The sequence below is a fragment of the Stenotrophomonas sp. DDT-1 genome, assembly GCF_001580555.1.
Lineage (GTDB): Bacteria > Pseudomonadota > Gammaproteobacteria > Xanthomonadales > Xanthomonadaceae > Stenotrophomonas > Stenotrophomonas sepilia.
In genome coordinates this window covers 1-24,352 of sequence record NZ_LEKR01000028.1, presented here as the reverse complement: position 1 = coordinate 24,352, position 24,352 = coordinate 1, and the positions used below count along the sequence as shown (strand labels likewise).

Annotated in this window: 22 protein-coding genes; 11 read left to right on the top strand and 11 right to left on the bottom strand. The window is 67.9% G+C overall.

Translation table 11 applies throughout. The features are described from left to right. Positions 1–49: 49 nt before the first annotated feature. The 6 genes from nagZ (at position 50) to AB839_RS13825 (ending at position 4,578) form a co-directional block, all read left to right on the top strand. Positions 50–1,057 (top strand): beta-N-acetylhexosaminidase, encoded by a 1,008-nt coding sequence (gene nagZ, locus AB839_RS13850; protein ID WP_061479808.1) that lies wholly within the window; start codon positions 50–52, stop codon positions 1,055–1,057. Further along, the gene (locus AB839_RS13845; RefSeq protein WP_005418223.1) at positions 1,057–1,611 is read left to right on the top strand and encodes a hypoxanthine-guanine phosphoribosyltransferase; all 555 of its coding nucleotides are present in this window, start codon (positions 1,057–1,059) and stop codon (positions 1,609–1,611) included. Before nagZ ends, AB839_RS13845 begins: the two co-directional genes overlap by 1 nt. Positions 1,612–1,692: 81 nt before the next feature. Continuing rightward, on the top strand, positions 1,693–2,439 hold the full coding sequence (locus AB839_RS13840) for an S-methyl-5'-thioinosine phosphorylase (protein WP_061479807.1): 747 nt from the start codon (positions 1,693–1,695) through the stop codon (positions 2,437–2,439). Positions 2,440–2,527: 88 nt separating this feature from the next. After that, positions 2,528–2,734, top strand: coding sequence for a cold-shock protein (locus AB839_RS13835; RefSeq protein ID WP_005410590.1), 207 nt, complete (start codon positions 2,528–2,530; stop codon positions 2,732–2,734). A gap of 125 nt (positions 2,735–2,859) precedes the next feature. Next, a complete protein-coding gene (locus AB839_RS13830) occupies positions 2,860–4,128 on the top strand; it encodes an NAD(P)/FAD-dependent oxidoreductase (RefSeq protein ID WP_061479806.1) in 1,269 nt (422 codons plus the stop codon). A 180-nt stretch (positions 4,129–4,308) separates the two neighbouring features. Then, positions 4,309–4,578, top strand: coding sequence for a hypothetical protein (locus tag AB839_RS13825; protein WP_053500349.1), 270 nt, complete (start codon positions 4,309–4,311; stop codon positions 4,576–4,578). A 1-nt stretch (position 4,579) separates the two neighbouring features. Here the strand turns inward: AB839_RS13825 and pdeM are convergent, their stop codons facing one another. The 4 genes from pdeM to AB839_RS13805 are packed head-to-tail and all read right to left on the bottom strand — an operon-like array spanning position 4,580 to position 10,269. Continuing rightward, positions 4,580–5,221 carry a ligase-associated DNA damage response endonuclease PdeM gene (gene pdeM, locus AB839_RS13820; RefSeq protein ID WP_061479805.1) on the bottom strand — a complete coding sequence of 214 codons (642 nt, stop codon included), beginning with the start codon at positions 5,219–5,221 and terminating at the stop codon, positions 4,580–4,582. Then, positions 5,211–7,670, bottom strand: coding sequence for a ligase-associated DNA damage response DEXH box helicase (locus AB839_RS13815; RefSeq protein WP_061479804.1), 2,460 nt, complete (start codon positions 7,668–7,670; stop codon positions 5,211–5,213). The genes pdeM and AB839_RS13815 overlap by 11 nt, the downstream gene beginning before the upstream one ends. Then, positions 7,667–9,274 (bottom strand): ATP-dependent DNA ligase, encoded by a 1,608-nt coding sequence (locus AB839_RS13810; protein WP_061479803.1) that lies wholly within the window; start codon positions 9,272–9,274, stop codon positions 7,667–7,669. Before AB839_RS13810 ends, AB839_RS13815 begins: the two co-directional genes overlap by 4 nt. Further along, complete coding sequence (locus AB839_RS13805; RefSeq protein ID WP_061479802.1) at positions 9,271–10,269, bottom strand: ligase-associated DNA damage response exonuclease; 999 nt, start codon at positions 10,267–10,269, stop codon at positions 9,271–9,273. The genes AB839_RS13810 and AB839_RS13805 overlap by 4 nt, the downstream gene beginning before the upstream one ends. Positions 10,270–10,382: 113 nt before the next feature. Between AB839_RS13805 and AB839_RS13800 the strand changes: the two genes are divergently transcribed. Next, complete coding sequence (locus AB839_RS13800; protein ID WP_061479801.1) at positions 10,383–12,020, top strand: acyl-CoA dehydrogenase family protein; 1,638 nt, start codon at positions 10,383–10,385, stop codon at positions 12,018–12,020. Between the two features lie 278 nt (positions 12,021–12,298). Here AB839_RS13800 and AB839_RS13795 read toward each other — a convergent pair whose 3' ends face one another. The 3 genes from AB839_RS13795 to AB839_RS13785 all read right to left on the bottom strand — a co-directional run bounded on the left by AB839_RS13795 (position 12,299) and on the right by AB839_RS13785 (position 14,505). Next, positions 12,299–12,709, bottom strand: coding sequence for a hypothetical protein (locus AB839_RS13795; RefSeq protein ID WP_005418205.1), 411 nt, complete (start codon positions 12,707–12,709; stop codon positions 12,299–12,301). Positions 12,710–12,863: 154 nt separating this feature from the next. Next, the gene (locus AB839_RS13790) at positions 12,864–13,205 is read right to left on the bottom strand and encodes a hypothetical protein (RefSeq protein ID WP_005418203.1); all 342 of its coding nucleotides are present in this window, start codon (positions 13,203–13,205) and stop codon (positions 12,864–12,866) included. A gap of 124 nt (positions 13,206–13,329) precedes the next feature. Beyond that, complete coding sequence (locus AB839_RS13785) at positions 13,330–14,505, bottom strand: thiolase family protein (protein WP_049413060.1); 1,176 nt, start codon at positions 14,503–14,505, stop codon at positions 13,330–13,332. 182 nt (positions 14,506–14,687) lie between these two features. Here AB839_RS13785 and AB839_RS13780 point away from each other — a divergent pair, with 182 nt between their 5' ends. Continuing rightward, positions 14,688–17,531 carry an autotransporter serine protease gene (locus AB839_RS13780; protein WP_061479800.1) on the top strand — a complete coding sequence of 948 codons (2,844 nt, stop codon included), beginning with the start codon at positions 14,688–14,690 and terminating at the stop codon, positions 17,529–17,531. 47 nt (positions 17,532–17,578) lie between these two features. Here AB839_RS13780 and AB839_RS13775 read toward each other — a convergent pair whose 3' ends face one another. Further along, the gene (locus tag AB839_RS13775) at positions 17,579–18,676 is read right to left on the bottom strand and encodes a Glu/Leu/Phe/Val dehydrogenase dimerization domain-containing protein (protein ID WP_049413064.1); all 1,098 of its coding nucleotides are present in this window, start codon (positions 18,674–18,676) and stop codon (positions 17,579–17,581) included. Positions 18,677–18,953: 277 nt separating this feature from the next. Here AB839_RS13775 and AB839_RS13770 point away from each other — a divergent pair, with 277 nt between their 5' ends. Further along, entirely contained in the window at positions 18,954–20,030 is a 1,077-nt protein-coding gene (locus AB839_RS13770) for an HDOD domain-containing protein (protein WP_061479799.1), read from the top strand. A gap of 3 nt (positions 20,031–20,033) precedes the next feature. Here AB839_RS13770 and AB839_RS13765 read toward each other — a convergent pair whose 3' ends face one another. The 3 genes from AB839_RS13765 to AB839_RS13755 all read right to left on the bottom strand — a co-directional run bounded on the left by AB839_RS13765 (position 20,034) and on the right by AB839_RS13755 (position 23,000). Continuing rightward, positions 20,034–21,590, bottom strand: a complete 1,557-nt coding sequence (locus tag AB839_RS13765; RefSeq protein WP_241776787.1) for a phospholipase D family protein — start codon at positions 21,588–21,590, stop codon at positions 20,034–20,036. Positions 21,591–21,753: 163 nt separating this feature from the next. Beyond that, entirely contained in the window at positions 21,754–22,452 is a 699-nt protein-coding gene (locus AB839_RS13760; protein WP_061479797.1) for an RNA pseudouridine synthase, read from the bottom strand. A gap of 47 nt (positions 22,453–22,499) precedes the next feature. Next, entirely contained in the window at positions 22,500–23,000 is a 501-nt protein-coding gene (locus AB839_RS13755; protein ID WP_053499398.1) for a M48 family metallopeptidase, read from the bottom strand. Positions 23,001–23,063: 63 nt separating this feature from the next. Between AB839_RS13755 and AB839_RS13750 the strand changes: the two genes are divergently transcribed. Both AB839_RS13750 and AB839_RS13745 read left to right on the top strand, forming a co-directional pair. Further along, the gene (locus tag AB839_RS13750) at positions 23,064–23,621 is read left to right on the top strand and encodes a DUF2058 domain-containing protein (RefSeq protein ID WP_061479796.1); all 558 of its coding nucleotides are present in this window, start codon (positions 23,064–23,066) and stop codon (positions 23,619–23,621) included. A 170-nt stretch (positions 23,622–23,791) separates the two neighbouring features. Beyond that, the gene (locus tag AB839_RS13745; protein WP_061479821.1) at positions 23,792–24,058 is read left to right on the top strand and encodes a DksA/TraR family C4-type zinc finger protein; all 267 of its coding nucleotides are present in this window, start codon (positions 23,792–23,794) and stop codon (positions 24,056–24,058) included. Positions 24,059–24,352 lie beyond the last annotated feature (294 nt).

The window sequence follows — 24,352 nt, the reverse complement described above, 5'->3', positions numbered from 1 at the left end:
GCGACAATGCGGCACTGCGCCATGCGGGCGCGCGTTGTGGAGATCGACCATGCTGCTGATCGGCGTTGCCGGCACCGAACTGACCGCCCAGGAACGTGACTGGCTGCAGCACGACGCCGTGGCCGGAGTGGTGCTGTTCAAGCGCAACTTCGCCTCGCGCCAGCAGGTGACCGATCTGAGCGCGGCCATCCGTGCCGCTGCCCCGCGCCCGCAGCTGATCTGCGTGGACCAGGAGGGCGGCCGCGTACAGCGCTTCCGCGAGGGCTACAGCGATCTTCCGCCGCTGCAGGACATTGGTGCCCTGTACGCCACCGACCCGCAGCAGGCCCTGGCGCTGGCCGAGCAGCACGCCTGGCTGATGGCCAGTGAAGTCCGCGCCAGCGGCCTGGATCTCAGCTTCGCCCCGGTGGTCGACCTTGGCCGCGGCAACCGCGCCATCGGCAACCGCGCCTTCAGTGAAGACCCGCAGGTCGTGGCCGCGTTCACCGCAGCCTATGTGCGCGGCATGCACGCGGTCGGCATGGCCGCCACGCTCAAGCATTTCCCTGGCCACGGCACCGTGCTGGAAGACACCCACGTGGATACCGCGATCGATCCACGCGCGCTGGACGAACTGCGCGCGCAGGACCTGGTGCCGTTCCAGGCCGGCATCGCCGCCGGTGCCGATGCGGTGATGATGGCGCACGTGATCTATCCGCAGGTGGCACCGGAGCCCGCCGGCTATTCCCCACGCTGGATCCAGGACATCCTGCGCGGCGAACTCGGCTTCCGCGGCGTGGTGTTCTCCGATGACATCGGCATGGCCGCCTCGCACAGCGCCGGCGGCGTGCCGGCACGCGTGCACGCGCACCTGGACGCCGGCTGCGACGTGGTGCTGGTCTGCCATCCGGAACTGGTCGATGAAGCCCTGCATGCGGTGCAGGGACGCTCCCTCAATACTGCTGCGCTGCTGGGCCTGCTCGGCCGCGGCGCGCTCGGCTGGGACGGCCTGCTGGCCGATGCCCGCCATGGCGACACCCAATCCCGTCTGCTTGAAACCCTTGGAAGAACCGTCTGATGCCCAACCTCACCATTTCCCAGGCCCTGGCCCAGGCTGACCTGCTGGTCGACCGCCCCACCATCGACAAGGCCATCGCTGCTATCGCCGACGCCATCGCGCGCGATTACAAGGGCGAGGTGCCGTTGTTCCTGTCGATCATGCATGGTGCGCTGCCGTTCGCCGGCCAGCTGGCGCTGGAACTGGGCGCGCGCGGCCAGGACGTGCAGTTCGATTACCTGCACGCCACCCGCTACCGCGGCGAAACCACCGGCGGTGACCTGGTCTGGAAGCACAAGCCGGCCACCTCGCTGTTCGGCCGCCGCGTGCTGCTGGTCGACGACATCCTCGACGAGGGCTACACCCTGCAGGGCGTTCGCACCTGGTGCCTGGAGCAGGGCGCGACCGATGTGCGCATCGCTGCGATGACCGTGAAGAAGCACGACCGTGCGCTGCCTGACGTGACCGCCGATTACGCGGGCATCGAGCTGCCGGACCGCTACGTGTTCGGCTTCGGCATGGACGTCAACGAAACCCTGCGCTGCGTGCCGGCCATCTACGCAATGAAGGAATAACGGCGCGGCCGCCCGCGGCGCGTCTTTTCCATCGCCGGCATCCTCGGGTGCCGGCGTTCGTCTTTTCATGGAGTGCTTCGAATGCAACAGATCGCCCTGGCCGTGATCGGCGGTACCGGTGTCTACAACCTGGCCAAGCTTGACGACGTGCAGACCCACGAGGTCGACACCCGCTTCGGCCGCCCATCGGGCCCGGTGCGCGTGGGCACGCTGCTCGGCCATCGCGTGGCGTTCCTGGCGCGGCATGGCGAGGGGCATTCGCTGCCGCCGCACAAGATCAACTACCGCGCCAACCTGGCTGCGCTGCAGCAGCTGGGCGCGCAGCGGGTGCTGGCATTGAACACGGTGGGTGGCATCACCGAGAACTTCGGTCCGCGCGTGCTCGCCTGCCCGGACCAGATCATCGACTACACCTGGGGCCGCATCAGCACGATCTGTGAAGAAGAAGGCTCCGACGTGGTCCACGTCGATTTCGGCCATCCGTACACGCCGATGCTGCGCAACAAGATCCTGGCGGCAGCCAAAGTGACCGGTGTCACGGTCCATGACGGTGGCTGCTATGGCGCAACGCAGGGCCCGCGCCTGGAAACGATCGCCGAAATCGCCCGCATGCGCCGCGACGGTTGCGATCTGGTGGGCATGACCGGCATGCCGGAAGCCGCACTGGCGCGGGAGCTGGGGCTGGATTATGCCTGCCTGGCGATCATCGCCAACTGGGCCGCCGGCTGCGGTGATGGCGAGGAGATTACGATGGCCGAAGTGCTGGCCAATGTGCAGGCGGCCAGCAACGGACTTCCGGAACTGGTGGGCGAATTGGCGCGGGGGTGATTGTCTTCCCCGAGCAAGCTTTGCATACTCAGCTTGTGCGCGGGTTCAGCGTACACCACCCATTCATTGCATAAGGTCTCGCATCACCATGCCGAACGGTACCGTCAAGTGGTTCAACGACGCCAAGGGATTTGGCTTCATCTCGCCGGAGGATGGCAGCGCCGACGTGTTCGCGCACTTCTCCGCCATCAACTCCAAGGGCTTCCGCAGCCTGCAGGAAGGCCAGCGTGTCACCTATGACGTGACCCAGGGCCCGAAGGGCGCCCAGGCTTCGAACATCACGCCGGCCGAGTGATCCACTCGACAGTGCGTTGAAAACCCCGCTCCGGCGGGGTTTTTTTTGCGCTGCGACAAGAATTGCGCTGCCGTGGGCGGAGGCCCCGCTGGGCATCCGGATTTGCGCTCGGGCACAATGCGCCCATGAAGGAACGACTGCGCATCGCCGTGATCGGCTACGGCACCGCTGGACAGGCATTGTCCATCCTGCTCTCCCGTGATGGCCACGAGGTGGAGATCTTCGAACGTGTGCCCACGCCGGGACCGGTTGGCGCCGGTTTCCTGCTGCAGCCCAGCGGCCTGCAGGTGCTGTGGCAGATGGGCCTGCTTGACGCCGTGCGCGCGCATGCCGCGCCGGTGCATCGCCTGTACGGCGATACGCCGTGCGAACGCGCAGTGATGGACATGCGCTACGCCGGCCTGGACGCGCGCCTGCACGGCCTTGGCATGCAGCGCGGCGCCCTGTTCTCGTTGCTGGATGATGCGCGTGCAGGTGCGGGCCAGCTGCATGCCGGCGTCAGCATCGCCGCAGTGGATGCCGAGCACGGCCGCCTGCGTGACAGCGAAGGGCGCCTGCACGGTGCGTTCGACCTGGTGGTGGCCGCCGATGGTGCGGCCTCGACGCTGCGCGGCGCGATCAAAGACGGTAACGGACTGGATCGCGTGTATCCGTGGGGTGCGCTGTGGTGCCTGTTGCCGGCCGAAGACTGGCCACACCTGCAGGAGCTGCGGCAGCGCTACGTGGCCGCGCGCAAGATGATCGGGCTGTTGCCGGTCGGTACGCGGCCCGGTGATGACACGCCGCGCCTGAGCTTTTTCTGGAGCCTGCCACGCGCCGATTTCGAACGTTGGCAGGCCGACGGCATGACGCCCTGGCTGGACGAACTGCATGCGCTGTGGCCGCAGGCCAGTGCACGCTTCGCGCATCTGCGTGATGCCGGCCAGCTGGCACGGGCCGTCTACCGCGACGCGGTGATGACGCGCTGGCATCACGGCCGCATGGTGCTGGCCGGCGATGCCGCGCATGCGATGAGCCCACAGCTGGGCCAGGGCGTGAACATGGCGCTGCTCGATGCGCTGGCGCTGCGCGATGCCTTGCGCGCGCATGGTGGCGGTGCCGCGGCATTGCAGGCCTACCAGGCGCAGCGCAGGGCACACGTTGCGGTCTACCAGCGCTGGAGCCGTTGGCTGACGCCGCTGTTCCAGTCCGATCGCGATGCCTGGGCCAAAGCGCGCGACGTGCTGCTCGGCCCGATGGGGCGCCTGCCGGGTGGACGTGGTCACATGCTGCGTGTGCTCAGCGGTACCCAGCATGGCTGGTTCGGTTCGCTCGCGCTGGATCCGGCTTTCGTCGACGCGCTGGCCACTGCGGCGCAGGTGCCTCGCATCAACGCGATCACAGCCACTGCGTGAAACGCGTCGTCACGTGAATTAACGGTTGCCTCACTGCGCATATGCGACAAGTAGGTTGCACGCGATTGCGCGTCGCCCGTTTTCCTTTCCGTGATCAACATCGCGCGTGGCCCGGGAGGCGCTGCCGTCGCGGCCTGTTGCGGCCCGGATGTGCCGCCTGTTGTCGAAGAGGAGGATGCCATGTTGTTCGCGGTCGAGGAGCTGGAATCGGAAATCTGCAAGCTGCGCGGTCTGTTGCAGATGCTGCACGAAGACCAGCCCGACGTACTGGAGGACGTGTTCGAGTTCCATGTCGGCAGCCTGATCAGTCATGCGTCGCCTGAGCACCACACGCGCATCCGCACCTGCGCGCAGGAGATGCTGGCGGCGATCCAGGCATTGCCGCGGCGACGGGAAGAGGACACGCCTGAGTTCCAGCTGATGCCGCAGCTGGATATCCGTCCGGCCTGATTCAAGCCAGGGGCAGTGCCACCAGGCCGTTGTCCACGCAGGCGACCATCTGTTCGCCGGCAGCGGGAACAGGAACGATTCCGGCGGTGAACGCGGAGAAGGCCGGCAGGAGCGTCATCCTGTCACGCAGCCAGAACGCGGGGAAGCGCCGCCGCAACGGAGGCAAAGCGATCTGTGGATGCAGATGCCCGGCGATCACATGCAGCTCCGCATCGGGCACCGGCTCATGCCGAAGCAGGAACGGTGGCAACCGTACTTCGTCGTGGATCTGCACCTGCAGCTCGGCATGCGGCAGCTGCCGGTCATGATTTCCGCGCAGGACATGCACGTCCAGTGCGGCATTGCGTTCGCGCCATCCCAGCCATTGCTGGTACCACGCAGCACGATGCGCCGGGCCATGCAGGATGTCGCCCAGGATCCACACCTCGCGGCAGGCACGCGCGTCCAGCAGCCCCTGCAGGCGTTGCAGGTCCTTGCCGGTACCGCCGCCGGGCAGCGCGATGCCTGCGCGGCGGAAGACATCGGCCTTGCCCAGGTGCAGGTCGGCGAGCAGCAGTGCCTGCCGCGCGGGCCAGTACAGTGCACGCGCGCCAAGCAGCACCAGCGGCTCGCCTGCGCGCAGCAGCGGCAGTTCATCGGCCATGCCGACGCTCCAGTTGCTGGGCCACGCGTTGCACCCGGGTACGCCAGTCTTCGTTGCTGAACTGCCCGCGCAGGCGTTCGGCCCACAGCGGGAAACCCAACGGCGTCAGTGACGCCGGGCGCTGCACCGAGAGGGTCTGCATCCGAATCCTGGCCAGTACCTGTTGCAGCCCCGGCATGTCGAGGCTGTCATTCAGCACTTCCTGTTCCGCCAGCGCCAGCAGCAGGTGATCCGGGTCGTGCTCGCGCAGTACGTCGTAGAGCAGTCCCGCGGACGCCTGCAGCTGGCGCAGTGCCCGTGGCATGCCACCGGGCAGGCTGGGGACCAGCAGGCCGGCGACGCGTGCGATGCCGCGGAACTGGCGACGCGCCAGCTCGCCCAGGTTCACCGCAGCACGCAGGTCATCCAGCAGCTGATCGGAGGCGAACAGCGCCCGCCATTGCGCCGCGTCCAGATCGATAGCCTGTGCCGGTGCCAGCACCAGGCCGTGATCGTTCACCGCATAGCCGATGCTGTTGCGCTGCCGGCGGGTACAGCGCAGCGCCAGCAGGGCGGCCAGCGCCTCATGCACGTGGCGGCCGGCAAAGGGATAGACGAACAGGAACTGGCCTTCGCGACGCCGCACCTCTTCCACCAGCAGGTGGCCCGGGCCGGGAAGCGCCGACAACTGTTGCTGCAGTGCCAGCAAGGGCGACAGCCAGCGTGATTCGGCGCTGTCGTCAGCACCGGACAGTACCCACTCCAGCTCACGTCCGAGTGGCATCGACAGCGGCAACTGGCCTCCCTGCCAGCGTGGCACGACACCGTCTCCGCGCCCTCGTGCCAACCGCACGAAGGCGGTCATGTCGCGCAGCTGCACAAGCTCCAGCAGGCGCCCGGCGAACTGGAAGCGGTCGCCACGGCGCAGGCGGCTGGCGAACTGCTCCTCCACGGCGCCCAGGCTGCCGCCGCGCAGGAACTGCACGCGCACGCTGCCATCGCTGCTGATGGTGCCGATCGACAGCCGATGACGCAGCGCCTGGCGGCGGTCGTGCATGCGGTACCACCCATCGGCATCTCGCACGACCTTGTGGAAATCGGGGTACTGGGCCAACGCCTGCCCGCCCTGCACGATGAACGTGAGCACGGCCTGCCACTGGTCGTCGCCGAGCGACGCGAAGGCATGGGTACGCCGGACCTGTGCCAGCAGCGCAGTGCTGTCGAAGCCGCCCGCCAGTGCGCGGCTGACCGCGTGCTGGGCCAGCACATCCAGCGACAGCGTCGGCGGCCTGCGCGCTTCGACCACACCTTCAGCCAAGGCACGGCGCACCGCAGCGTACTCGGCCAGTTCCAGCGCATGGCTGGGCACGCACAGGATGGCGCCGCTGGCACCCGGGCGGTGGCGTGCGCGTCCGGCGCGCTGGCGCAGGCGCGCCACGCCCTTCGGGCTGCCCAGCTGCAGGACCTGCGCAACCTCGGGGAAGTCGACACCCAGGTCGAGGCTGGAGGTGGCAACCACGCAGCGCAGCGCGCCCGCGCGCAGGCCATCCTCCACCTGCTGGCGCAGCGCCGGATCCAGCGAGCCGTGGTGCAGCGCAAGCGTGTCCGGTTCTTCCGGCCAGACCGCCGCCAGCGCCTGATGCCACAGTTCCGCCTGTGCACGGGTGTTGGTGAACAGCAGGCTGCTGCGTGCCTGCATCAGTGCCTCCAGCACGCGTGGCAGCTGTGCCAGGCCCAGATGCCCCGTCCATGGGAAGCGCTCGCCGGGGTCTGGCAACAGGCTGCGCACGCTCAGTGGGCGCGGTCGTACGCCCTGCACGATAGGTGCTTCCGGTCGCCCGGGCAGCAGCACGTCGCGCGCCTCCTGCAGATTGCCCAGGGTGGCTGACAGTCCCCACAGCTGCAATGCCGGCGTGGTATCGCGCAACACCGCCAGGTTCAACTGCAGCAGGACGCCGCGCTTGTTTCCCAGCAGTTCGTGCCATTCGTCCACCACCACGCAGCGCAGCCGCTGCATGCGCGGCAGCGTATCTGGATAGCTCAGCAGCAGCGCCAGTGATTCCGGCGTCGTCACCAGTACGTCGATGCGGCCTTCGCGCGCCTGGCGCCGCTCGCGGTTGCTGGCGTCACCACTGCGCAGGCCGACACGCCAACCCAGCCCCAGCCCATCGACCACGGTCTGCAGCGCGCGCGCGGTGTCGCTGGCCAAGGCGCGCAAGGGGGTCACCCACAGCACCTGCAGCGGGCGTACCGCGCTGGCGCGGCGGGGGGAGGGCGGCGGGTCGATCATGGCCTGCAGCAGCGGCCCTCCGAACATCGCCAGTGTTTTGCCGCTGCCTGTGGGCGTGTGCAGCAGTCCGGATTCGCCGGCGAGATAGTGACGCCACATCGCGCGCTGGAACGGCAGTGAGCGCCAGCCTCTGGACGCGAACCAGTCTTCCAGCCGGCGCAGTGCCTGGCTGCGGTTCATCGTGCCAATGCCTGCAGCGTGGCCAGCTGATCGGCTTCGCTGGCGGGCTTGTCGTGGCGCCAGCGCAGGATGCGCGGAAAGCGCACAGCGATGCCCGACTTGTGCCGGCTGCTGCGGTTGACCGCCTCGAAGCCCAGCTCGAAGACGTGTTCGGCGCGAACGCTGCGCACCGGGCCGAAGCGCTCGCGGGTGTTGGCGCGGATCCAGCGATCGAGCGCGAGGATTTCCTTGTCATCCAGGCCCGAATAGGCCTTGGCGACCGGTACCAGCGTGTCGCCGTCCCAGACGCCGAAGGTGTAGTCGGTGTACAGCGTGCTGCGCCGCCCATGGCCGGCCTGCGCGTACAGGAGCACCGCATCGATGGTGAGCGGATCGACCTTCCATTTCCACCAGTCACCACGGCGGCGTCCGGCCTGGTAGGGCGAGGCATGCCGCTTCAGCATCAGTCCTTCCACGCCGCGTTCGCGTGCCACGTCGCGCATTGCCGCCGCCTGAAGCCAGTCGTCGGCGTCAACGCCGGGTGAGAGCTGGATCCGTGCATCGTTCAGTGCACCGACGACCTCGGCGAGCCGCGCGCGCCGCTGCTGCAGCCGACGTTCGCGCAGGTCGACGCCATCGAGTTCAAGCAGGTCATAGGCGAGCACCCGCACCGGCGTGTTGCGCAGGGTGGCCGCACCGGGTTTTCGGCGCTGGATGCGCGTCTGCAGCGCGGTGAAGGCACGCGGCAGGTCCGCGGCTTCGTCCCAGGCCAGCAGCTCGCCGTCGAGCACGCAGCCATCGGGAAGCGCCATCGCCGCCTGTTCGATCTCGGGGAAGCGGCCATCCAGCCGCTCTTCGCCGCGTGACCACAAGGCGACCTCGCCGCGCCGGCGCAGCAGCTGCAGGCGGATGCCATCCCACTTCCATTCCAGCAGCCAGTCATCGATCGCGCCAAGTCGTTCGGCAGGGTTGCCCTCCAGTGGCGAGGCGAGGAAGAACGGGTAGGGCTGCTGCCGGTCCAGCGGCAGCTCATCCGGCGACAGCAGCTGGGCCAGCAGCCCGGGCGAGGGCACCCACTCGCCCAGCATGCGCTGGGCGATGCGTGCGATGTCCAGGCCGGACCATTCGGCCAGCGCCTGCTGCACCAGTCGTTGCGAGACGCCAACGCGCAGGGCGCCGGTCAGCAGCTTGTTGAACACCAGGCGTTCGCTGCTGCACAGCTGCTGCCAGCCGGCCACGACTGCCGCACGGCGCATCGCCTCGGGTTGGTTGGCCACCGCCAGCAGGTGCTGTTCGATCCATTCGGCCAGGGGCCGGTCAGGCGAGGGGTTCGGTGGGTCGTCCAGCAGCAGGGTCAGCGTTTCGGCCAGGTCACCCACCTGCGCATAGCTGTCCTCCACCAGCCACGGTGGCAACCCTGATTCCTCGGCAATCCAGGCGCGCAGTTCGCCACTGGCGGCGATCTTCCTGCGCGCGCCGCCCACCTTGCCACCACTGAGCAGGTACAGCGCCCACGCCGCATCGTGCGCGCCTGCCTGGCCGAAGTAATCGACCAGTGCCGCTCGCTTGTCCAGCGTGGCAGTGCTGCGGTCCAGGCGTTGGTAGAGCGCTGCGAAGGCCTTCATTCCTCGCTCCCGAAATCGGTACGGAAGGCTTCGGCAGCCACGCCGCGTTCGCGCAGGAACGGAATCAACGCATCGGTATTGCCATGGGTGGCGATCACACGCTGCGCGCCGGTCTGTTCGATCGTCTGCAGCAGTGCTGGCCAATCGGCGTGGTCGGAAATGACGAAGCCACGATCAACGTTGCGGCGGCGGCGGTTGCCGCGCAGTTGCATCCAGCCCGAGGCGAAGCCCAGCTGGTGACGGCCGAAGCGGCGCATCCAGGGCGTGCCCGCAGCTGAGGGCGGGGCGAGGATCAACTGGCCGGCGGCATCGGGCTGGCGGCCCTGTTCGGCTACGGTGAGCGTCTCCAGCATCGGTACGCCGGCCTGCCGGTACACCGCCACGCCATTGGCGATGGCGCCATGCAGCCAGGCCGGCCGATCGTCCAGTGGCCGCAGCTCTGCCAGCACCCGCTGTGCCTTGCCCAGCGCATAGCACAGCAGGATCGCAGCCTCGCCGCGTTGTTCGCATTCGCGGCGCCACGCCACGATCTCAGCAGCGACTGCCGGCGTGTCTGGCCAGCGGTAGATCGGCAGGGCGAAGGTGGCTTCGGTGATGAAGGTATCGCAGGGCACTACTTCGAACGGCGCACAGGTTGGGTCAGGCTGCCGCTTGTAGTCGCCGGAGGCGACCCAGACCTGCCGCCCGTCGTCGATGCGCACCTGCGAAGATCCCAGGACGTGACCGGCTGGATGCAGCGATACCTGTACCCGGCCCAGGCGGAACGGCACGCCCTCGACGTGCGCCTGCACCGGCACATCGCCCAGGCGCCAGCGCAGGATCGGCAGGCTGCCTTCGCTGCAGTGGTACTCGCCCATGCCCGGGCGGGCGTGATCGCCGTGGCCATGGGTGATGACCGCGCGCGCTACCGGTCGCCAGGGATCAATGTGGAAATCGCCGGCGGCGCAGTACAGCCCTTCCGGGCGCAACACCACCAGATCGTCGTTGGCTGCCATGCGGTCACTGTGGCCTGCCGCTCGTGCACAGGGCGAGAACCGGCCTGAACACGGGCTTGGCAAGTCATGCGGCACAATCGGACCGCATACCTCTTGCCGCCAGGATGGACCGGATGAGTGGACCGAGCTTCAGCAGCGACGCGCCCTACGAAACCCATGTGGTGTTGAACCAGCCGCCACCGTTCGCGGGGCGCCAGTTGTGGACTGACGACGTGGCGCTGATGGAAGCCGTGCAGCGCGAAGGCGCTGGCAGCTTCGCGCCACGCCTGGCGGTCTATGGCGCGCTGGCCGGCGACGAGCTGTACCGGCTCGGCTTCGATGCCAACCGCGATCGCCCACGCCTGCGCACGCATGATGCACAGGGTCATCGCATCGATACGGTGGAGTTCCACCCGGCCTATCACCAGTTGATGGAAACGGCGAAATCGCACGGTGTCGCCGGCTTGTCCTGGCACGAACCGCAACCCGGCGCGCACGTCGCGCGTGCGGTGTTGAGCTACCTGCACCACCAGGCCGAGGCCGGCACCAGTTGCCCCTTGACGATGACCCATGCAGCAGTAGCGGTGCTGCACACGCAGCCGCATCTGGCCGAGTGGGCACGCAAGGCCGCAGCGCCGGTCTATGACCCGCGCGACGTGCCGGTAGCTGACAAGGCCGGCATCACCCTGGGCATGGGCATGACCGAGAAGCAGGGCGGCTCGGATGTGCGCGCCAACAGCACGCGCGCCGAACCGATCGATGGTGAGCGCTATCGCCTTGTCGGCCACAAGTGGTTCTTTTCCGCACCGATGTGCGATGGCTTCCTGGTGCTGGCGCAGGCGCCGGGAGGACTGACCTGCCTGCTGATGCCGCGCCGGCTGGCCGACGGTGACCGCAACGCGTTCCGCCTGATGCGGTTGAAGGACAAGCTCGGCGATTGGGCCAATGCCTCCAGCGAAGTCGAGTTCTGCGGCGCGCAGGCATGGCGGGTGGGCGAGGAGGGGCGTGGCGTGGCCACCATCATCGGCATGGTGATGATGACCCGCCTGGATTGCATGCTGGGCGCAGCGGCGGAAATGCGCATGGCGTTGGCGCAGGCGTTGCACCACGCACGCCATCGCCGCACCTTCGGCAAGCTGCTGGTCGAGCACCCGTTGATGACCAATGTGCTGGCCGACCTGGCACTGGAATCGGAAGCGGCCACGGTACTTTCGATGCGCATCGCACGCGCGGTGGATCGCGCAGGCGTGGATGCCAACGAAGCTGCGCTGGCACGGGTGGGAACGGCGCTGGGCAAGTACTGGCTGTGCAAGCGCGCGCCGGCCTTCGTCAACGAAGCGCAGGAATGCCTCGGCGGCGCAGGCTATGTGGAGGAATCGATGCTGCCGCGGCTGTACCGGCAGGCGCCGTTGAATTCGATCTGGGAAGGCAGTGGCAACATCCAGTGCCTGGACGTACTGCGCGCGCTGGCACGTGAACCGGAGGCACTGGCGGCGCTGCGCGCCGAGCTGGCAGCGGTGGCCGATCGTGATGCGCGCTACGCAGCGGCTTTGCAGCATTGGGCAGCGGCACCGGCACCGGATGAGTCGCAGGCGAGGCTTTTCTGCGAGCGCACTGCGCTGCTGTTGCAGGCAGCGTTGATGTTGCGGGCGGGCAGTCCAATGGCTGAAGCGTTCGTGCGCAGCCGGCTGGAAGGGCAGCATGGGCTGGTGTTCGGGACGCTGCCGGCGGGTGTGGATCTGTCGGCAATGCTGGCGCGCGCGCTGCCTTAGGGGCGGCCAACGGCGAAGCCCCTCGTGGTGGCCGCTGATACTGATGGGTGGGCCGCGCGGGTAGGTCGCGCGGGCGCCGTGAATACGTCCTTGTAGGCGCGGGCGCGCCATCCATGGCGCTTACGCCCCTGCGCAAGCTACCCGCGCGTCCTTGGACACTTTCCGTACGCGTCCAGCACGGAATCAACCGAAAGAGCAGAGAGCGAAAAGCAGAAAAGCCGCGGCAGTGCCGCGGCTTTTCCTGTGGCGCCGAGCCGATGCCCGGTTGCCGGTACGCCTTAGTGCTTGGCTTCTTCCTTGGCGGCGTTCGCCTTGGCGTCATTGGCGACATCACGGGCCTTGTCAGCAACCTTCTGTGCGGCGTCCGCAGTGGCGTCGCTGGCATGTGCAGCGGCGTCGGTTGCCGCAACCTTGGCCTTGTCTGCGGCGTTTGCGGTGGCGTCTGCGGCCTTGTCCAATGCCTGCTGGGTATCGGCGGCGGCCTGCTCGGAAGCGGCAGCGGTCTTGTCGGCAGCGTTGCGGGTGGCTTCGGCGGCCCTGTCCACGGCGTCACGGGCGGCAGCGCCGGCGCTGTCGGCGGCCTGCTGCGCGTCCTGCTTGGCCTGTTCGGCTTCCGGACCCTTGCAGGCGGCCAGGGCCAGCAGCAGGGAGGCGGCCAGCAGCGTGGTGGTGATCGGGCGAATCTTCATGGCGGTCTCCGGTACTGCAATGGATGGGGACGCCAGCCTATTCATGCCGTTGTGAAGACGGGGTCGCGATCCGAGGCGCGCGCAGGCAGCAGGCCAAAGAAAAAGCCGCTGGCGAACCAGCGGCTTTTCCAGAACAGCCTGAAGAAAGAAGTTATTACTTCTTGGCTTCTTCAGCAGCGTCCTTGGCCTGCTCAGCGGTAGCTTCGGCAGCCTTGGCAGCGTCCTTGGCTTCGCCAGCAGCAGCGTCGGTCGCGGCAGCAGCGGTGTTGGCAGCAGCGTCGGTCGCAGCGTCAGCAGCGGTGGCGGCGGTGTTGGCAGCCTGCTGGGCAGCGTCGGCGGTCTGGGCGCCGGCAGCGGCGGCCTGGTCGGCAGCAGCCTGGGCTTCGGTGGCGGCTTCGTTGGCCGAAGCAGCGGCGTCCTGGGCAGCTTCCTGCTTCGAGCAGGCGGCCAGGGCCAGAGCCAGGGACATCGCGACCAGCAGCTTGTTGATGCTCATTGTGTAAATCCTCGTCGTTAGAATTAGGCAACGCGCATGCTGCGCGCCGACAACATGATGACAAGCCAAGATTGGGTGTCAAGCGATCCCGCATTCATTTTTGCGAAATCGTCGTTAAATCTTTTTAAATCAATTCGATGGCGATGGCTGTTGCTTCACCGCCACCGATGCACAGGGTGGCAATGCCGCGCTTGCCACCGCGCGTGCGCAGGGCGTTGACCAAGGTCACCACCAGGCGTGCACCGGAGGCACCGATGGGATGGCCCAGTGCGCAGGCCCCGCCATTCACGTTGAGCTTGTCGTGCGGGATGCCCAGTTCACGCATCGGTGCCATCGCCACCACGGCGAAGGCCTCATTGATTTCGAACAGGTCGATCTGGTCCAGCGACCATCCGGTCTTGGCCAGCAGCGTGCGGATCGCGCCGATCGGGGCGGTGGTGAACCACTCCGGTTCCTGCGAATGGGTGGCGTGGCCGACGATGCGCGCCAGCGGGGTAATGCCACGTGCGTTGGCGTCTTCCTCGGTCAGCAGGACCACCGCAGCGGCGCCGTCGGAGATGCTGGAGGAGCTGGCGGCGGTGACGCTGCCGTCCTTCTTGAAGGCCGGGCGCAGGGTCGGGATCTTGGCGATGTCGGAGCGGCCGGGTTGCTCGTCGGTGGCGACCTCGACCTCACCCTTGCGGGTGGCGACCTTCACCGCGACGATCTCGTCGGCGAATGCCCCATTGGCCTGTGCGGCCTGTGCGCGCTTGACCGATTCGATCGCATAGGCGTCCTGTTCCTCGCGGCTGAACTGGTACTTGTCCACGGCGCATTCGGCGAATTCACCCATGGCCTTGCCATCGTAGGCGTTGACCAGGCCGTCGTGGGCCATGTGGTCGATCGCCTGGAAGTTGCCGAAGCGGTTGCCGGTACGCGAGTTGGGCAGCAGGTGCGGGGCGTTGGACATCGATTCCATGCCGCCGGCAACCACGATGCTGGCCGAACCGGCCTTGATCAGGTCATGGCCGAGCATGATGGTCTTCATGCCCGAGCCGCACACCTTGTTGAGGGTGGTGGCACCGGTCGACAGCGGAATGCCGGCGGCGATCGCCGCCTGGCGGGCGGGCGCCTGGCCGAGGTTGGCCGGCAGCACGCAGCCCATGAGGACTTCTGAGACGTCGCTGGCCGGCACGCCCGACTGTTCCAGGGCGGCCGCGATGGCGGCCGCGCCGAGGGTCGGGGTCGGCACGCCGTTGAACTGGCCGAGGAAGGAGCCGATGGCGGTGCGCTTGGCGGCGGCGATGACGATGTTGGACATGGCAATCTCGTTGATGCGTAAGCAATGTTCGGAAAGGAGACCGAAGACGTTGGAAGCGCCGCGATTTCCCGGCAGACTGCGTGGGGGTCGACCCAAGTATAGAGGGTCGGGGAGGGCCGCCGCTGGGCGGCACCGCACGCCTGCCGGGATGTAGGCAGGCCAACGTTCATGGGAAGGAATCGATGGAACGCACGATGATGGTGAGGTCGGCGCTGGCGTCGGCGCTGGCGATGGCATTGACGGCATGTGGTGGCGGCGGAGGCGGCGGCAATGTCCGCATCGATCCACCCCCGACCACCCCGACGCCCCCGACCACGCCCCCGCCGACCACCCCGCCTCCGGCCAAGCCGCAGGAGCCGGCCTTCGACGCGCACCTGTCCGTGACCAATGCGCGTGCCGCACAGGCCGCCGGCCTGACCGGGCAGGGGGTGCGCATCGGCATCGTCGATTCGGGCGTGCAGCGCAACGCAGTGGCGCTGAACGGGCGCGTGGTCGCCAACCTCAACTACATCGACCCCGCCCGCAACAACCTGCAGGTGGACGACGTGGTGGGTCACGGCACGGCGGTGGCCAGCCTGGCCGCGGGTGCTCCGGTGGGGTCCTGGCCGGGCGGCATCGCCCCCGGCGCACAGATCGTTTCGGCGCGGATCATCGCCGACAAGCCGCCCGTCGATGACGGCAGCGGCAAGGGCAATTCCTTCAGCGGCCCACTGGGCGTGGCGCAGGTCCACCAGGACCTGATCAGCTACGACGTGAAGGTGATGAACAATTCGTGGGGCGGCCTGTACTGGACCGACCTGCCGACCACCGCGCAGGTGGCGGCCGAGTACCGGCCGTTCGTCATCAATCATGGCGGCCTGGTGGTGTTCGCGGCCGGCAACGATGCGCGCCCCGAGCCGAGCAGTCTGGCCGCGCTGCCCAGCCAGCTGGGCGTTGCCGGCTCGCTGCCAGCGGCCGATCTGGAGCGCGGCTGGCTGGTGGCCACTGCGGTGGATCCGTATGCACCGGGCACGCTGGCCAGCTACGCCAATGCCTGCGGCCAGGCCGCGCGCTACTGCCTGGCGGCGCCGGGCAGCGCGGTCTATCCCGATGCCAACGGCGGCAGCTATTACTGGAACTACGGCACGTCCTTTGCCGCCCCGCTGATTTCCGGCGCCGCCGCCCTGGTCTGGCAGCGCTACCCGTACTTCGACAACAACCTGGTGCGGCAGACCCTGCTGGGCACCGCCAAGGACATCGGTGCGCCCGGCGTGGATGCGGTGTTCGGCTACGGCCTGCTCGACATCTCGCGGGCGATCAAGGGGCCGGGGCGCTTCGACTGGGGCGATGTGGTGGCCAATGTCGATGCGCCATCGAGTGGCTCGCTGTGGAGCAACGACATCGTCGGCAGCGGTGGCCTGGTCAAGCAGGGCGGGGGAACCCTGGTGCTGGGTGGCAACAACAGCTACAGCGGCGCCACCCGCATCGAGCGCGGCATCCTGTCACTGCAGAACGGCAGCGTGATCCGCTCCAACGTGACGATCCTGGCGCAGCCCGATCCGGATTCGACCGGCCTGCAGTTCAATGGCGGTACGCCGCGCGTGATCGGCAATGTGGTCAACGGCAGCAGCGTGTTCCTCACCACCGGCAACACCACCGGCACCATCGAGGGCAACTACACCCAGCAGGCCGGTGCACAGCTGATGATCGCACTGGGTGCCAATGCGCTGCAGGTCACCGGCAACGCCACGATCAACGGGGGCGTGCGCGTGCACGGCTTCGTCTCCGGCTATGTGCCGCAGAACGGCAGCCGCCAGGACCTGATCCACGCCGCCGGCGGCCTCAACGGCACCTTCAGCAGCCCGGCCACCTCCAGCGGCCTGCAGGGCCTGTCGCTGCTGCAGAGCAGCTATGGCTATGACAGCAACAACGCTTGGTTGAACCTGACCCAGGTCAGCGTCACGGCGGCAGCGACCGGGCTCACGGCCTCGGCGCAGTCGGCTGCGCAACGCGTGGACAGTGCGTTCAGCGCGCTTGATGGCGATACGACGCTGCAGGGCTCGGCCTTCGGTACGGCCGCCGGTGCGCTGCAGTGGACCGGCGGTGGCAGCAAAGGCCTCGAGGCCAGTTTGCAGAGCCTGTCCGGACAGGCGCATGCGCGGGCCGAGTCGGCCACCTTCGACAGCATCGACATGTCACGCCGCGCGATCGCCGAGCGCTTCGATCGCGTGCAGGCGGCGCCGCGCCTGCGCGGGGCCTGGCAGAGCGCGCTCGGCGAAGCCGGGCAGGGCAGTTTCGCCGGCAATGCCGCCGACAGCCGTGGTTGGATGGCCGGCCAGGACCTGCCGCTGGGCAGCAATGGGCTGATGGGTGTGGCCTTCGGCGAAACCCGCAGCAATGGTGGCAGTGGCTTCGGCGGTGATCGTGGGCGTGATCGCCAGGCGCAGGCGCAGCTGTACGCCGGCTGGAACCTGGGCCGGGGCTATGCGCTGGCGCAGGTCGGCAGCGGCCAGTTCACCCGTGCGCTGGATCGCCAGTTGCTGCTGGGCGCCGGCGCCTACGGTGTCTCTGCACGTTACGGCGGACGTTTCAGCAGTGCCAGTGTCGAAGCCGGCTATCGCTTCGGCAACGCGGGTGCGTCGTTGACCCCGTATCTGGGCGCCAGCACGACGCGCGTGGATACCGATGCCTTCAACGAACTGGGCGGGTTCGGCTTCGGCCTGCGTGGCGATGCCAACCGCGTACAGCGCAGCCAGATGCTGGCCGGTATCCGCGGCGAACGTGGCTGGGGGCGCTGGACCCTGCGCGGGCATGCCGAATGGCAGCAGCGGCTCGACGGTGCCGATGCGGACTGGCAGGCCAGTTTCGTCGGCGTTGATGCATGGGCGCCACTGGCGGGCTGGAACGCGCCGCGAGGCAGTGCGTTGTTCGGCGTGGCGCTGGAGTCGTGGTGGGGCCGCAACGGCCGCCTGAGCCTGGGCTTTGACCAGCGCGTCGGAGGCGAAGGCGCGCGCCAGGCGGCGTTGCGCTACAGCACCGGCTTCTGAACGGGCGGTCGCGCCGGGTCGAAAGGCCCGGCGCGACATCGGCAGGCTCAGCCGCCGCGCAGGTTGCCCAGGCGCGGGGTGCTGCGGCCCAGCGGCATCTTCAGCTTGCCGATCGACAGGATACGGCTTTCGGCGATGCGGTCGGCTGCCCGCTGCGGCGCGATGTTCTCGCGTTGCGACAGTTCGAAGATGCGGGTGAGGTTGTGGTAGATGCTGCGGATCAGGCGCATCGCGCGTTCGCGGTTGTAGCCATCGATCTCCAGCGACACGTTCATCACGCCGCCCGCGTTGACCGCGTAGTCAGGTGCATACAGGATGCCGCGCGCATGCAGTTCATCGCCGATTTCCAGGCTCGCCAGCTGGTTGTTGGCGGTACCGCAGATGATCTTCGCCTTGATCCGCGGCAGGGTGTCGGCGTTGATCGCGCCTTCCAGCGCGCACGGTGCGAACACATCGGCGTTCACTTCGTGGATCTCGTCCGGCTTGACCGCTTCGGCGCCGAAATCGCTGACCGCGCGATCAACCAGCGCGCTGTCCAGGTCGGTGACATACAGTTTGGCGCCGCGATCGCGCAGCAGCTTGACCAGCTCCATGCCGATGTGGCCCAGGCCCTGCACTGCGATGCTGGTCTTGCCCACTTCCTCATGGCCGAACTTGAAGCGCATCGCCGCCATCAGCGCCTGCAGCGCACCGTAGGCGGTGAACGGGGCCGGATCGCCGGAGCCGCCATGGACCTGGTGCACGCCGGTCACGAACTGGCTCTCCAGGTAGATGTTCTCCATGTCGTTGACGTCGGTACCGACGTCCTCGGCGGTGATGTAGCGCCCTCCCAGCGAGTCGACATAACGGCCGAAGGCGCGGAACAGTACTTCAGTCTTGTCCACCTTCGGGTCGCCGATGATCACCGCCTTGCCACCACCGACGTTGAGGCCGGCCAGCGCATTCTTGTAGGTCATCGTCCGGCTCAGCCGCAGCACGTCGGCCAGCGCCTCGTCGGTGCTGGCATACGGACGCATGCGCACGCCGCCCAGGGCCGGGCCCAGGGTGGTGTTGTGGATGGCGATGATCGCCTGCAGGCCGGCATCGTGGTTGTGGCAGAACACCACTTGTTCGTGGCCGGTGGTGGCGAGGGTTTCGAATAGCATGGCGTCTCCGATGGCGCGAACAGCGGCGAACTGCAGCGAACGGCCAGTGAACGGTAGGGTCCCAAAACAAAAAAAGCGACGTCGTCATGGCTGGGGGACGGGTCGCGCGGCGCCATTCTAGTCCATTCCCCCGGCCGGTGCCGTCGACATCGCATGCCTTGCAGTTAAAGAAGATGAAAATGCGGCCGATGCTGCGACGACGGCGGGTGGCCGGATTCGCGTGAAGAGGCAGGCGGTCAGTGACGGCAAGGGCACCACAACGACAGGGCAGGCGGCGATGACAGCGGCCTGGTGGCGATCGCTGCGCGGCTGGCTGGCGCGTTCGACCGGGACGGCACCGTCGCGGCTGGTTGCTGCGTCCCGCCAGGCGGTGGCCGCCGCAGCGGCGAGCCTGCAGGGCGAGGCGCTGCCCCCGGCCGAGATCGCTGCACATCTGCAACGTGGCCTGCATGCGCTGGCCCTGTACCCGCGTCTGGCCGGTGAATCCACGCCGGTGCAGGCCGCAGGGCTGGGCGAGGCGGTGGCGCGCGCGCTGCAGGACCGCAACTGGGCGGCCAGGCAGCTGCCCCGCCGGCCGCAACTGCTGCCGCAGCTGATCCAGACCGTCAACGACGATGCCGCCTCAGCGCGGGTGATGGCCGCGATCATCGGCCAGGACCCGGTACTGACCGGCAACCTGCTGCGCATCGCCAACAGCCCGGCCTACAAGGTGCATGAGCGCCCGGTTGAAAGCCTGCAGCGGGCGGTGACACTGGTGGGTACCGAAGGCGTGCGGCAGATCATCAGCGCGGTACTGGTGCAGCCGGTGATGCAGGTGCAGTGCGAAGTGTTCCCGCAGTTCAGCGCGATCATCTGGGAGCACGCGCTGCTGGCCTCGCGCGCGGCCGCCGATCACGCACGTACGGTCACCTTCGGTGATGCCTTCGCTGCGCAGTGGCTGGGCCTGGTGCAGGGACTGGGCGCGTCACTGGTAATGCGCCAGCTGCTGCAGGAAGCGCAGGCCCGCGGCGAGGACGTGGAGCCGGCGTTGGCCCTGCAGCTGCTGCAGCAGTGGTCGTTACCGTTGGCGCAGCGGGTGGCCGCCGCATGGGAGCTGCCTGAGCCGGTTCACCAGGCCCTGGCCGTGGATGCAGAAGGGGCGCTGGCCGACAGCCTGCGCCTGGCCAGCGCCGCCGCAGCGGCCAGCCTGTTGTGCCGCCATGGGCATGCCAGCCAGAGCCGCATGCTGGCGCTGCTGGAGCAGCTGCCTTCAGCGCCGCCGCATGCATTGCGCTGGATCTGGCGGCGCCTGCATGGGCGCAGCGTGGAAACGCTGGATGAGGCCGGACAGGACCAGGCCGGCCCGGCGGCCTGAGTGCTACAGCTGCGATTCGACAGGCAGCCAGCTGATCACCCGCGACAGCCAGCGTTTGCGCGCCGTTGCCCCTGGCTCGGCCTCGACCCAGTGCGGTGGCGGCTCGCGCTCCAGCCAGCGCAACCGGCCACGGTCGTCCAGCGCCAGCCACCAGCTATGCCTGGGGTCTGCCAGGCGCAGGTACTCATCGCGCAGCCGCGCCCCCAGCACCGGGTCGTCGAACAGTACGCCCATTTCGGTGTTGAGGTAGGCCGAGCGCGGGTCGAGGTTGAACGAGCCGACGAAGCCGCGGCGGTCGTCGACCACGAACGCCTTGGTGTGCAGGCTCGCGCCGCTGCTGCCGAACATGCCGGCATCGCCGGACTGACCCTGCGCCTTCAGTTCGTACAGGTGGACGCCCGCTTCGAGCAACGGCACGCGGTAGCTCATGTAGCCGCCGTGCACGGCGGCGACGTCGTTGGCAGCCAGTGAGTTGGTCACCACGCCGACCTGCACGCCCCGCCCGGCCATGGCCGAAAAGCCATCCAGGCCTTCGTTGCCTGGCACGAAGTAGGGCGAGATCAACAACGTTTTGTGCCGGGCGGCCTGCAGCTCGCTGATCAGGGTCGATACCAGCCAGGCAGCGCGATCATCCCTGCGATGCTTCATCGGCGGGTCCGAGACGATGCGCACTGCACTGCTCCAGTGCAATGGCTCGGGACTCGGGCGCTGCCGCTGGCGTGATTCGGCCACGCGCGCGAGGTAGGGCCGGGCCACGTCCCGCTGCGCCTCATGATCCGATTCGCGCACCAGCAGGCGCAGCTGCGCATCGGTATGGAAGGCAAGCGCGGATACCGGAATGGCGGCCTCGCTGTTCCAGTAGTTGTCGAAGATCCGGTTGGCCTGTTCTACGGCAGGGCCGGCGACCAGCAGGTCCAGATCCTGGAAGTTCACATCGGTGCGCGCGCTGAAGTACTCCTCGCCGATGTTGCGGCCACCGACGATCGCGACGCGGCCATCGGCGATCCAGCTCTTGTTGTGCATGCGGTGGTTCACGCTGAAGAAGCGTTGCACCATCTCCACCATGCGCAGGATGCCGGTCCGGTTGCGGAACGGGTTGTAGAGGCGGATTTCAATGTTGGGGTGCCGGTCCAGCGCCATCATCAGCGCGTCCTTGTCCTTGGCATTCATGTCATCGAGCAGGATGCGCACGCGCACACCGCGCTCGGCGGCGTCATGCAGCGCCTTGGCCATCAGGTGGCCGATCAGGTCGTCGTGCCAGATGTAGTACTGCAGGTCCAGGCTGCGGCCAGCGTGCGCGGTGATCATCGCGCGCGCGGCGAAGGCATCCATGCCATCACTGAGGAACGCTACGCCTGATTGCCCGGGATGCGCGTCCTGCAGCGGCACGATCTGCTGGTCGATGCGGGTCTGCGCCGGCTGCAGTGGCAGTACATGCGAGGGCGCGCCCTGTGCCTGTGGCGTGAGATGGTCGGCCAGCAGCAGCCCGGACAGGACCAGCAGCAACAGCGCGGCGAGGATGATTGCACCGACGCGCAACAGGCGTCGCCACAGGGGCATGGGCAGGCTCATGCCTCGATGGTAGATCCACGCCCTGCGTGAAGGAATGCCTGCAGGATCGATAGGGCATCAGCGCGCTTGCCTTCGGCAACGGATCCGACCCCGGGGGCGTCACAATGGGGGCGGACCCGTTTCCGCAGGAAAGGGCCCTGACCCGCAGGCCTCAGAACCGCTCGTCGCTGCCCAGGTAACGCCACTGCGCCGGCGGCAGCGGCCCCAATGCCACGCGGCCGATGCGCAGTCGGCGCACGGCCAGCACCTGCAGCCCGGCGGCGGTCACCGCCACGCGCAGGCCCTTGGCGGTCAGCCCCTTGCCGGCAAAGCGCAGGCGCTGCTCGCTTTGCCAGCTGACCTTGGCGCCGCCGGATTCCTGCTGCAGCCGCGCCAGCAGCCACGGTCCTCGCTCGGGGCCGCCTTCGGCCACTTCGATCAGGTATTCCTGTTCGGTGCGGCCCAGATTGCGCTGTAGATGGGCCAGCGTGGCCGGGTCCTGGCTGATCACCACCAGGCCGCTGTCGCTGGCCGGAAGGGCAGCGGCCAGTTGCAGGCCGTGGAAATGGCGCTGCAACGGACGGATGTCGCTGGCATCAAGTTCGCTGCGGCTGTCACTGCTGACCAGCGCACACAGGGTCTCAGCAGCAACGCCGGCCGGCTTGTGCAGCAGCATGCTGACCCGCTCGGCCTTTTCATCGCTGGCCTGCTCGGCCACGACGATCACCACGCTGTCATCAACGGGGCGCTGCGGCTGTTCCACCACTTCGCCGTTGACCGTGACCCAGCCGCCTTCGATATAGCGCCGCGCTTCGCCGCGGGGGATGCCGAGCAGGGCGGACAGGCGTTTGTCGAGACGGATCGGTTCCATGGCGGGCAGGTCGGGCAGGGGGCGCGCAGTGTAGCTGCTGCGGCCGGTCAGCGCTGGCTGCGGTTGGCCAGCTCGGTCAGGTACAGACGGGTATCGAACTCCAGCTGCAGGTAATCCGGTTCCATGTGTTGGCATAACTGGTAGAAGGCCTTGTTGTGGTCGGCTTCCTTCAGGTGGGCCAGCTCATGCACCACGATCATGCGCAGGAACGCCGCTGGCGCCTGGCGGAATACCGTAGCGATGCGGATCTCGCGGCTGGCCTTGAGGCGGCTGCCGTGCACGCGGGAAATGGCGGTATGCGTACCCAGCGCGTGCTTGATCACTTCCAGGGTGTTGTCGTAGCAGACCTTGTTGAGCGGCACCGACTTGCGCAGGTAGCGATCTTTCAGCGCCTGGGTGTAGTCGTACAGCTGGCGGTCGCTGCGCACCTCGTGCGGGTCGGGATAGCGCTGCTGCAGCCAGGGGCCGAGCTTGCCCTGCGCCAGCAGTTCGCTGACCTGGGCGACCAGGGGTTCGGGGTAGCCGGTGAGGTACTTCAGGACTGCCATGCAGGGGCGGCGGGGCGTCGGTAGAATGGAAGCATCCAAGATTACACGCGGTACGTACCGACCATGGCAAAGCCCAACGCGCTGCAGGAACAATTGCTCAAGGCCGGTCTGGCCAAGAAGTCGCAGGCCAGCGCCGCCGCGCGGGAGCAGGCCAAGGCCCGCCAGGGCAAGGGCGAATCGGCCTCGGCCGAGGTCCAGCGTGAGGCTGAACGTGCCCGTGCCGAGAAGGTCGAGCGCGACCGTGCGCTGGCCGCCGAGCGCAATGCCCAGGCCAGGCAGGCGGAACAGAAGGCGCAGGCGAAGCAGATCATCGCGGCCCATGCCGTGCCCCACAAGGGCGATGACGAGTATCGCTTCAGCGATGGCGCGGCGATCCGCACCCTGCTGATCGACCCCAAGCTGCGCAAGGCGCTGTCGGTGGGCGTGCTGGTCATCGTCGCCAATGGCGAGGGTTACGCCCTGCTGCCGCGCGCCGCCGCCGAGAAGGTACGCGAGCGGACCCCGGAGGCGATCATCGTCGACCACGGCCAGCCGGGCTCGACCGCCGAGATCTCCACCGGCAACGCCGAGGACGACGCCTACTACGCCCAGTTCCAGGTGCCGGACGACCTGATCTGGTAAGCAAAAAGGGGACGGAGGGGATTAAGTCGCAATCGGCTTGATCGTACCCATCCGCGCTCTGTTCGTCTTCCTGAAGAGCAGCCGAGCGTGGCTCGGCTCTACATTAAGGCGTGCCTTTTTGCCGGGGTGTATTGTCTCCATATCAGGCGACACACCTGCGGAGGATGGCCATGGCTACCGGTTGGGCGGGAGACGGCGCGGTCCAGGACCAGATCGACGCCACCGTCGACGATGCGATCGCCCGCGCGCGGCGCCAGCTGCGCGAGGGCCCGGGTCTGGAGCACTGTGAGGAATGCGGCGCGCCGATCCCGTTGGCGCGGCGCCAGGCCGTGCCCGGTGTCCGGCTGTGCGTGGCGTGCCAGCAGGCGCATGACGACGAAGAACAGGCGCATGCCGGCTACAACCGGCGTGGCAGCAAGGACAGCCAGTTGAGGTAAAGGTTGTTCGGCAGGGCTGCGCCCTGCACCTGCTTGGAGCAACGGCAACGGCAACGGCAAAAGCGTGCGATCCGTGGGATGGCGGGGCGGGTCCGATTGAGGGGGACGCTGCAAGTACGTCCATGTAAGCTCGGTCGCCGCATCCATGCGGCTCACGCCCCCTCAATCGGACCCACCCCGCCTTCGACAGTTCTCTGCGATCTGTCGGAACAGCTCGTTGGGTATCGATATCTGACAGATTTCATCCAAGCACGGCGTGGATATACCCGATCGCGGGAATCTGTCAGAGGTGGG

Bases quoted from the DNA above. Each gene is read 5' to 3' on its own strand.
- AB839_RS13770 (WP_061479799.1), top strand. From the start codon at position 18,954: ATGACAGCGGCCTGGTGGCGATCGCTGCGCGGCTGGCTGGCGCGTTCG.
- AB839_RS13780 (WP_061479800.1), top strand. From the start codon at position 14,688: ATGGAACGCACGATGATGGTGAGGTCGGCGCTGGCGTCGGCGCTGGCG.
- AB839_RS13790 (WP_005418203.1), bottom strand. From the start codon at position 13,205: ATGAGCATCAACAAGCTGCTGGTCGCGATGTCCCTGGCTCTGGCCCTG.
- AB839_RS13800 (WP_061479801.1), top strand. From the start codon at position 10,383: ATGAGTGGACCGAGCTTCAGCAGCGACGCGCCCTACGAAACCCATGTG.
- AB839_RS13750 (WP_061479796.1), top strand. From the start codon at position 23,064: ATGGCAAAGCCCAACGCGCTGCAGGAACAATTGCTCAAGGCCGGTCTG.
- AB839_RS13775 (WP_049413064.1), bottom strand. From the start codon at position 18,676: ATGCTATTCGAAACCCTCGCCACCACCGGCCACGAACAAGTGGTGTTC.
- AB839_RS13745 (WP_061479821.1), top strand. From the start codon at position 23,792: ATGGCTACCGGTTGGGCGGGAGACGGCGCGGTCCAGGACCAGATCGAC.
- AB839_RS13785 (WP_049413060.1), bottom strand. From the start codon at position 14,505: ATGTCCAACATCGTCATCGCCGCCGCCAAGCGCACCGCCATCGGCTCC.
- AB839_RS13755 (WP_053499398.1), bottom strand. From the start codon at position 23,000: ATGGCAGTCCTGAAGTACCTCACCGGCTACCCCGAACCCCTGGTCGCC.
- AB839_RS13760 (WP_061479797.1), bottom strand. From the start codon at position 22,452: ATGGAACCGATCCGTCTCGACAAACGCCTGTCCGCCCTGCTCGGCATC.
- AB839_RS13825 (WP_053500349.1), top strand. From the start codon at position 4,309: ATGTTGTTCGCGGTCGAGGAGCTGGAATCGGAAATCTGCAAGCTGCGC.
- nagZ (WP_061479808.1), top strand. From the start codon at position 50: ATGCTGCTGATCGGCGTTGCCGGCACCGAACTGACCGCCCAGGAACGT.
- AB839_RS13805 (WP_061479802.1), bottom strand. From the start codon at position 10,269: ATGGCAGCCAACGACGATCTGGTGGTGTTGCGCCCGGAAGGGCTGTAC.
- AB839_RS13835 (WP_005410590.1), top strand. From the start codon at position 2,528: ATGCCGAACGGTACCGTCAAGTGGTTCAACGACGCCAAGGGATTTGGC.
- AB839_RS13840 (WP_061479807.1), top strand. From the start codon at position 1,693: ATGCAACAGATCGCCCTGGCCGTGATCGGCGGTACCGGTGTCTACAAC.
- AB839_RS13795 (WP_005418205.1), bottom strand. From the start codon at position 12,709: ATGAAGATTCGCCCGATCACCACCACGCTGCTGGCCGCCTCCCTGCTG.
- AB839_RS13845 (WP_005418223.1), top strand. From the start codon at position 1,057: ATGCCCAACCTCACCATTTCCCAGGCCCTGGCCCAGGCTGACCTGCTG.
- AB839_RS13830 (WP_061479806.1), top strand. From the start codon at position 2,860: ATGAAGGAACGACTGCGCATCGCCGTGATCGGCTACGGCACCGCTGGA.
- AB839_RS13810 (WP_061479803.1), bottom strand. From the start codon at position 9,274: ATGAAGGCCTTCGCAGCGCTCTACCAACGCCTGGACCGCAGCACTGCC.
- AB839_RS13765 (WP_241776787.1), bottom strand. From the start codon at position 21,590: ATGCCCCTGTGGCGACGCCTGTTGCGCGTCGGTGCAATCATCCTCGCC.
- AB839_RS13815 (WP_061479804.1), bottom strand. From the start codon at position 7,670: ATGAACCGCAGCCAGGCACTGCGCCGGCTGGAAGACTGGTTCGCGTCC.
- pdeM (WP_061479805.1), bottom strand. From the start codon at position 5,221: ATGGCCGATGAACTGCCGCTGCTGCGCGCAGGCGAGCCGCTGGTGCTG.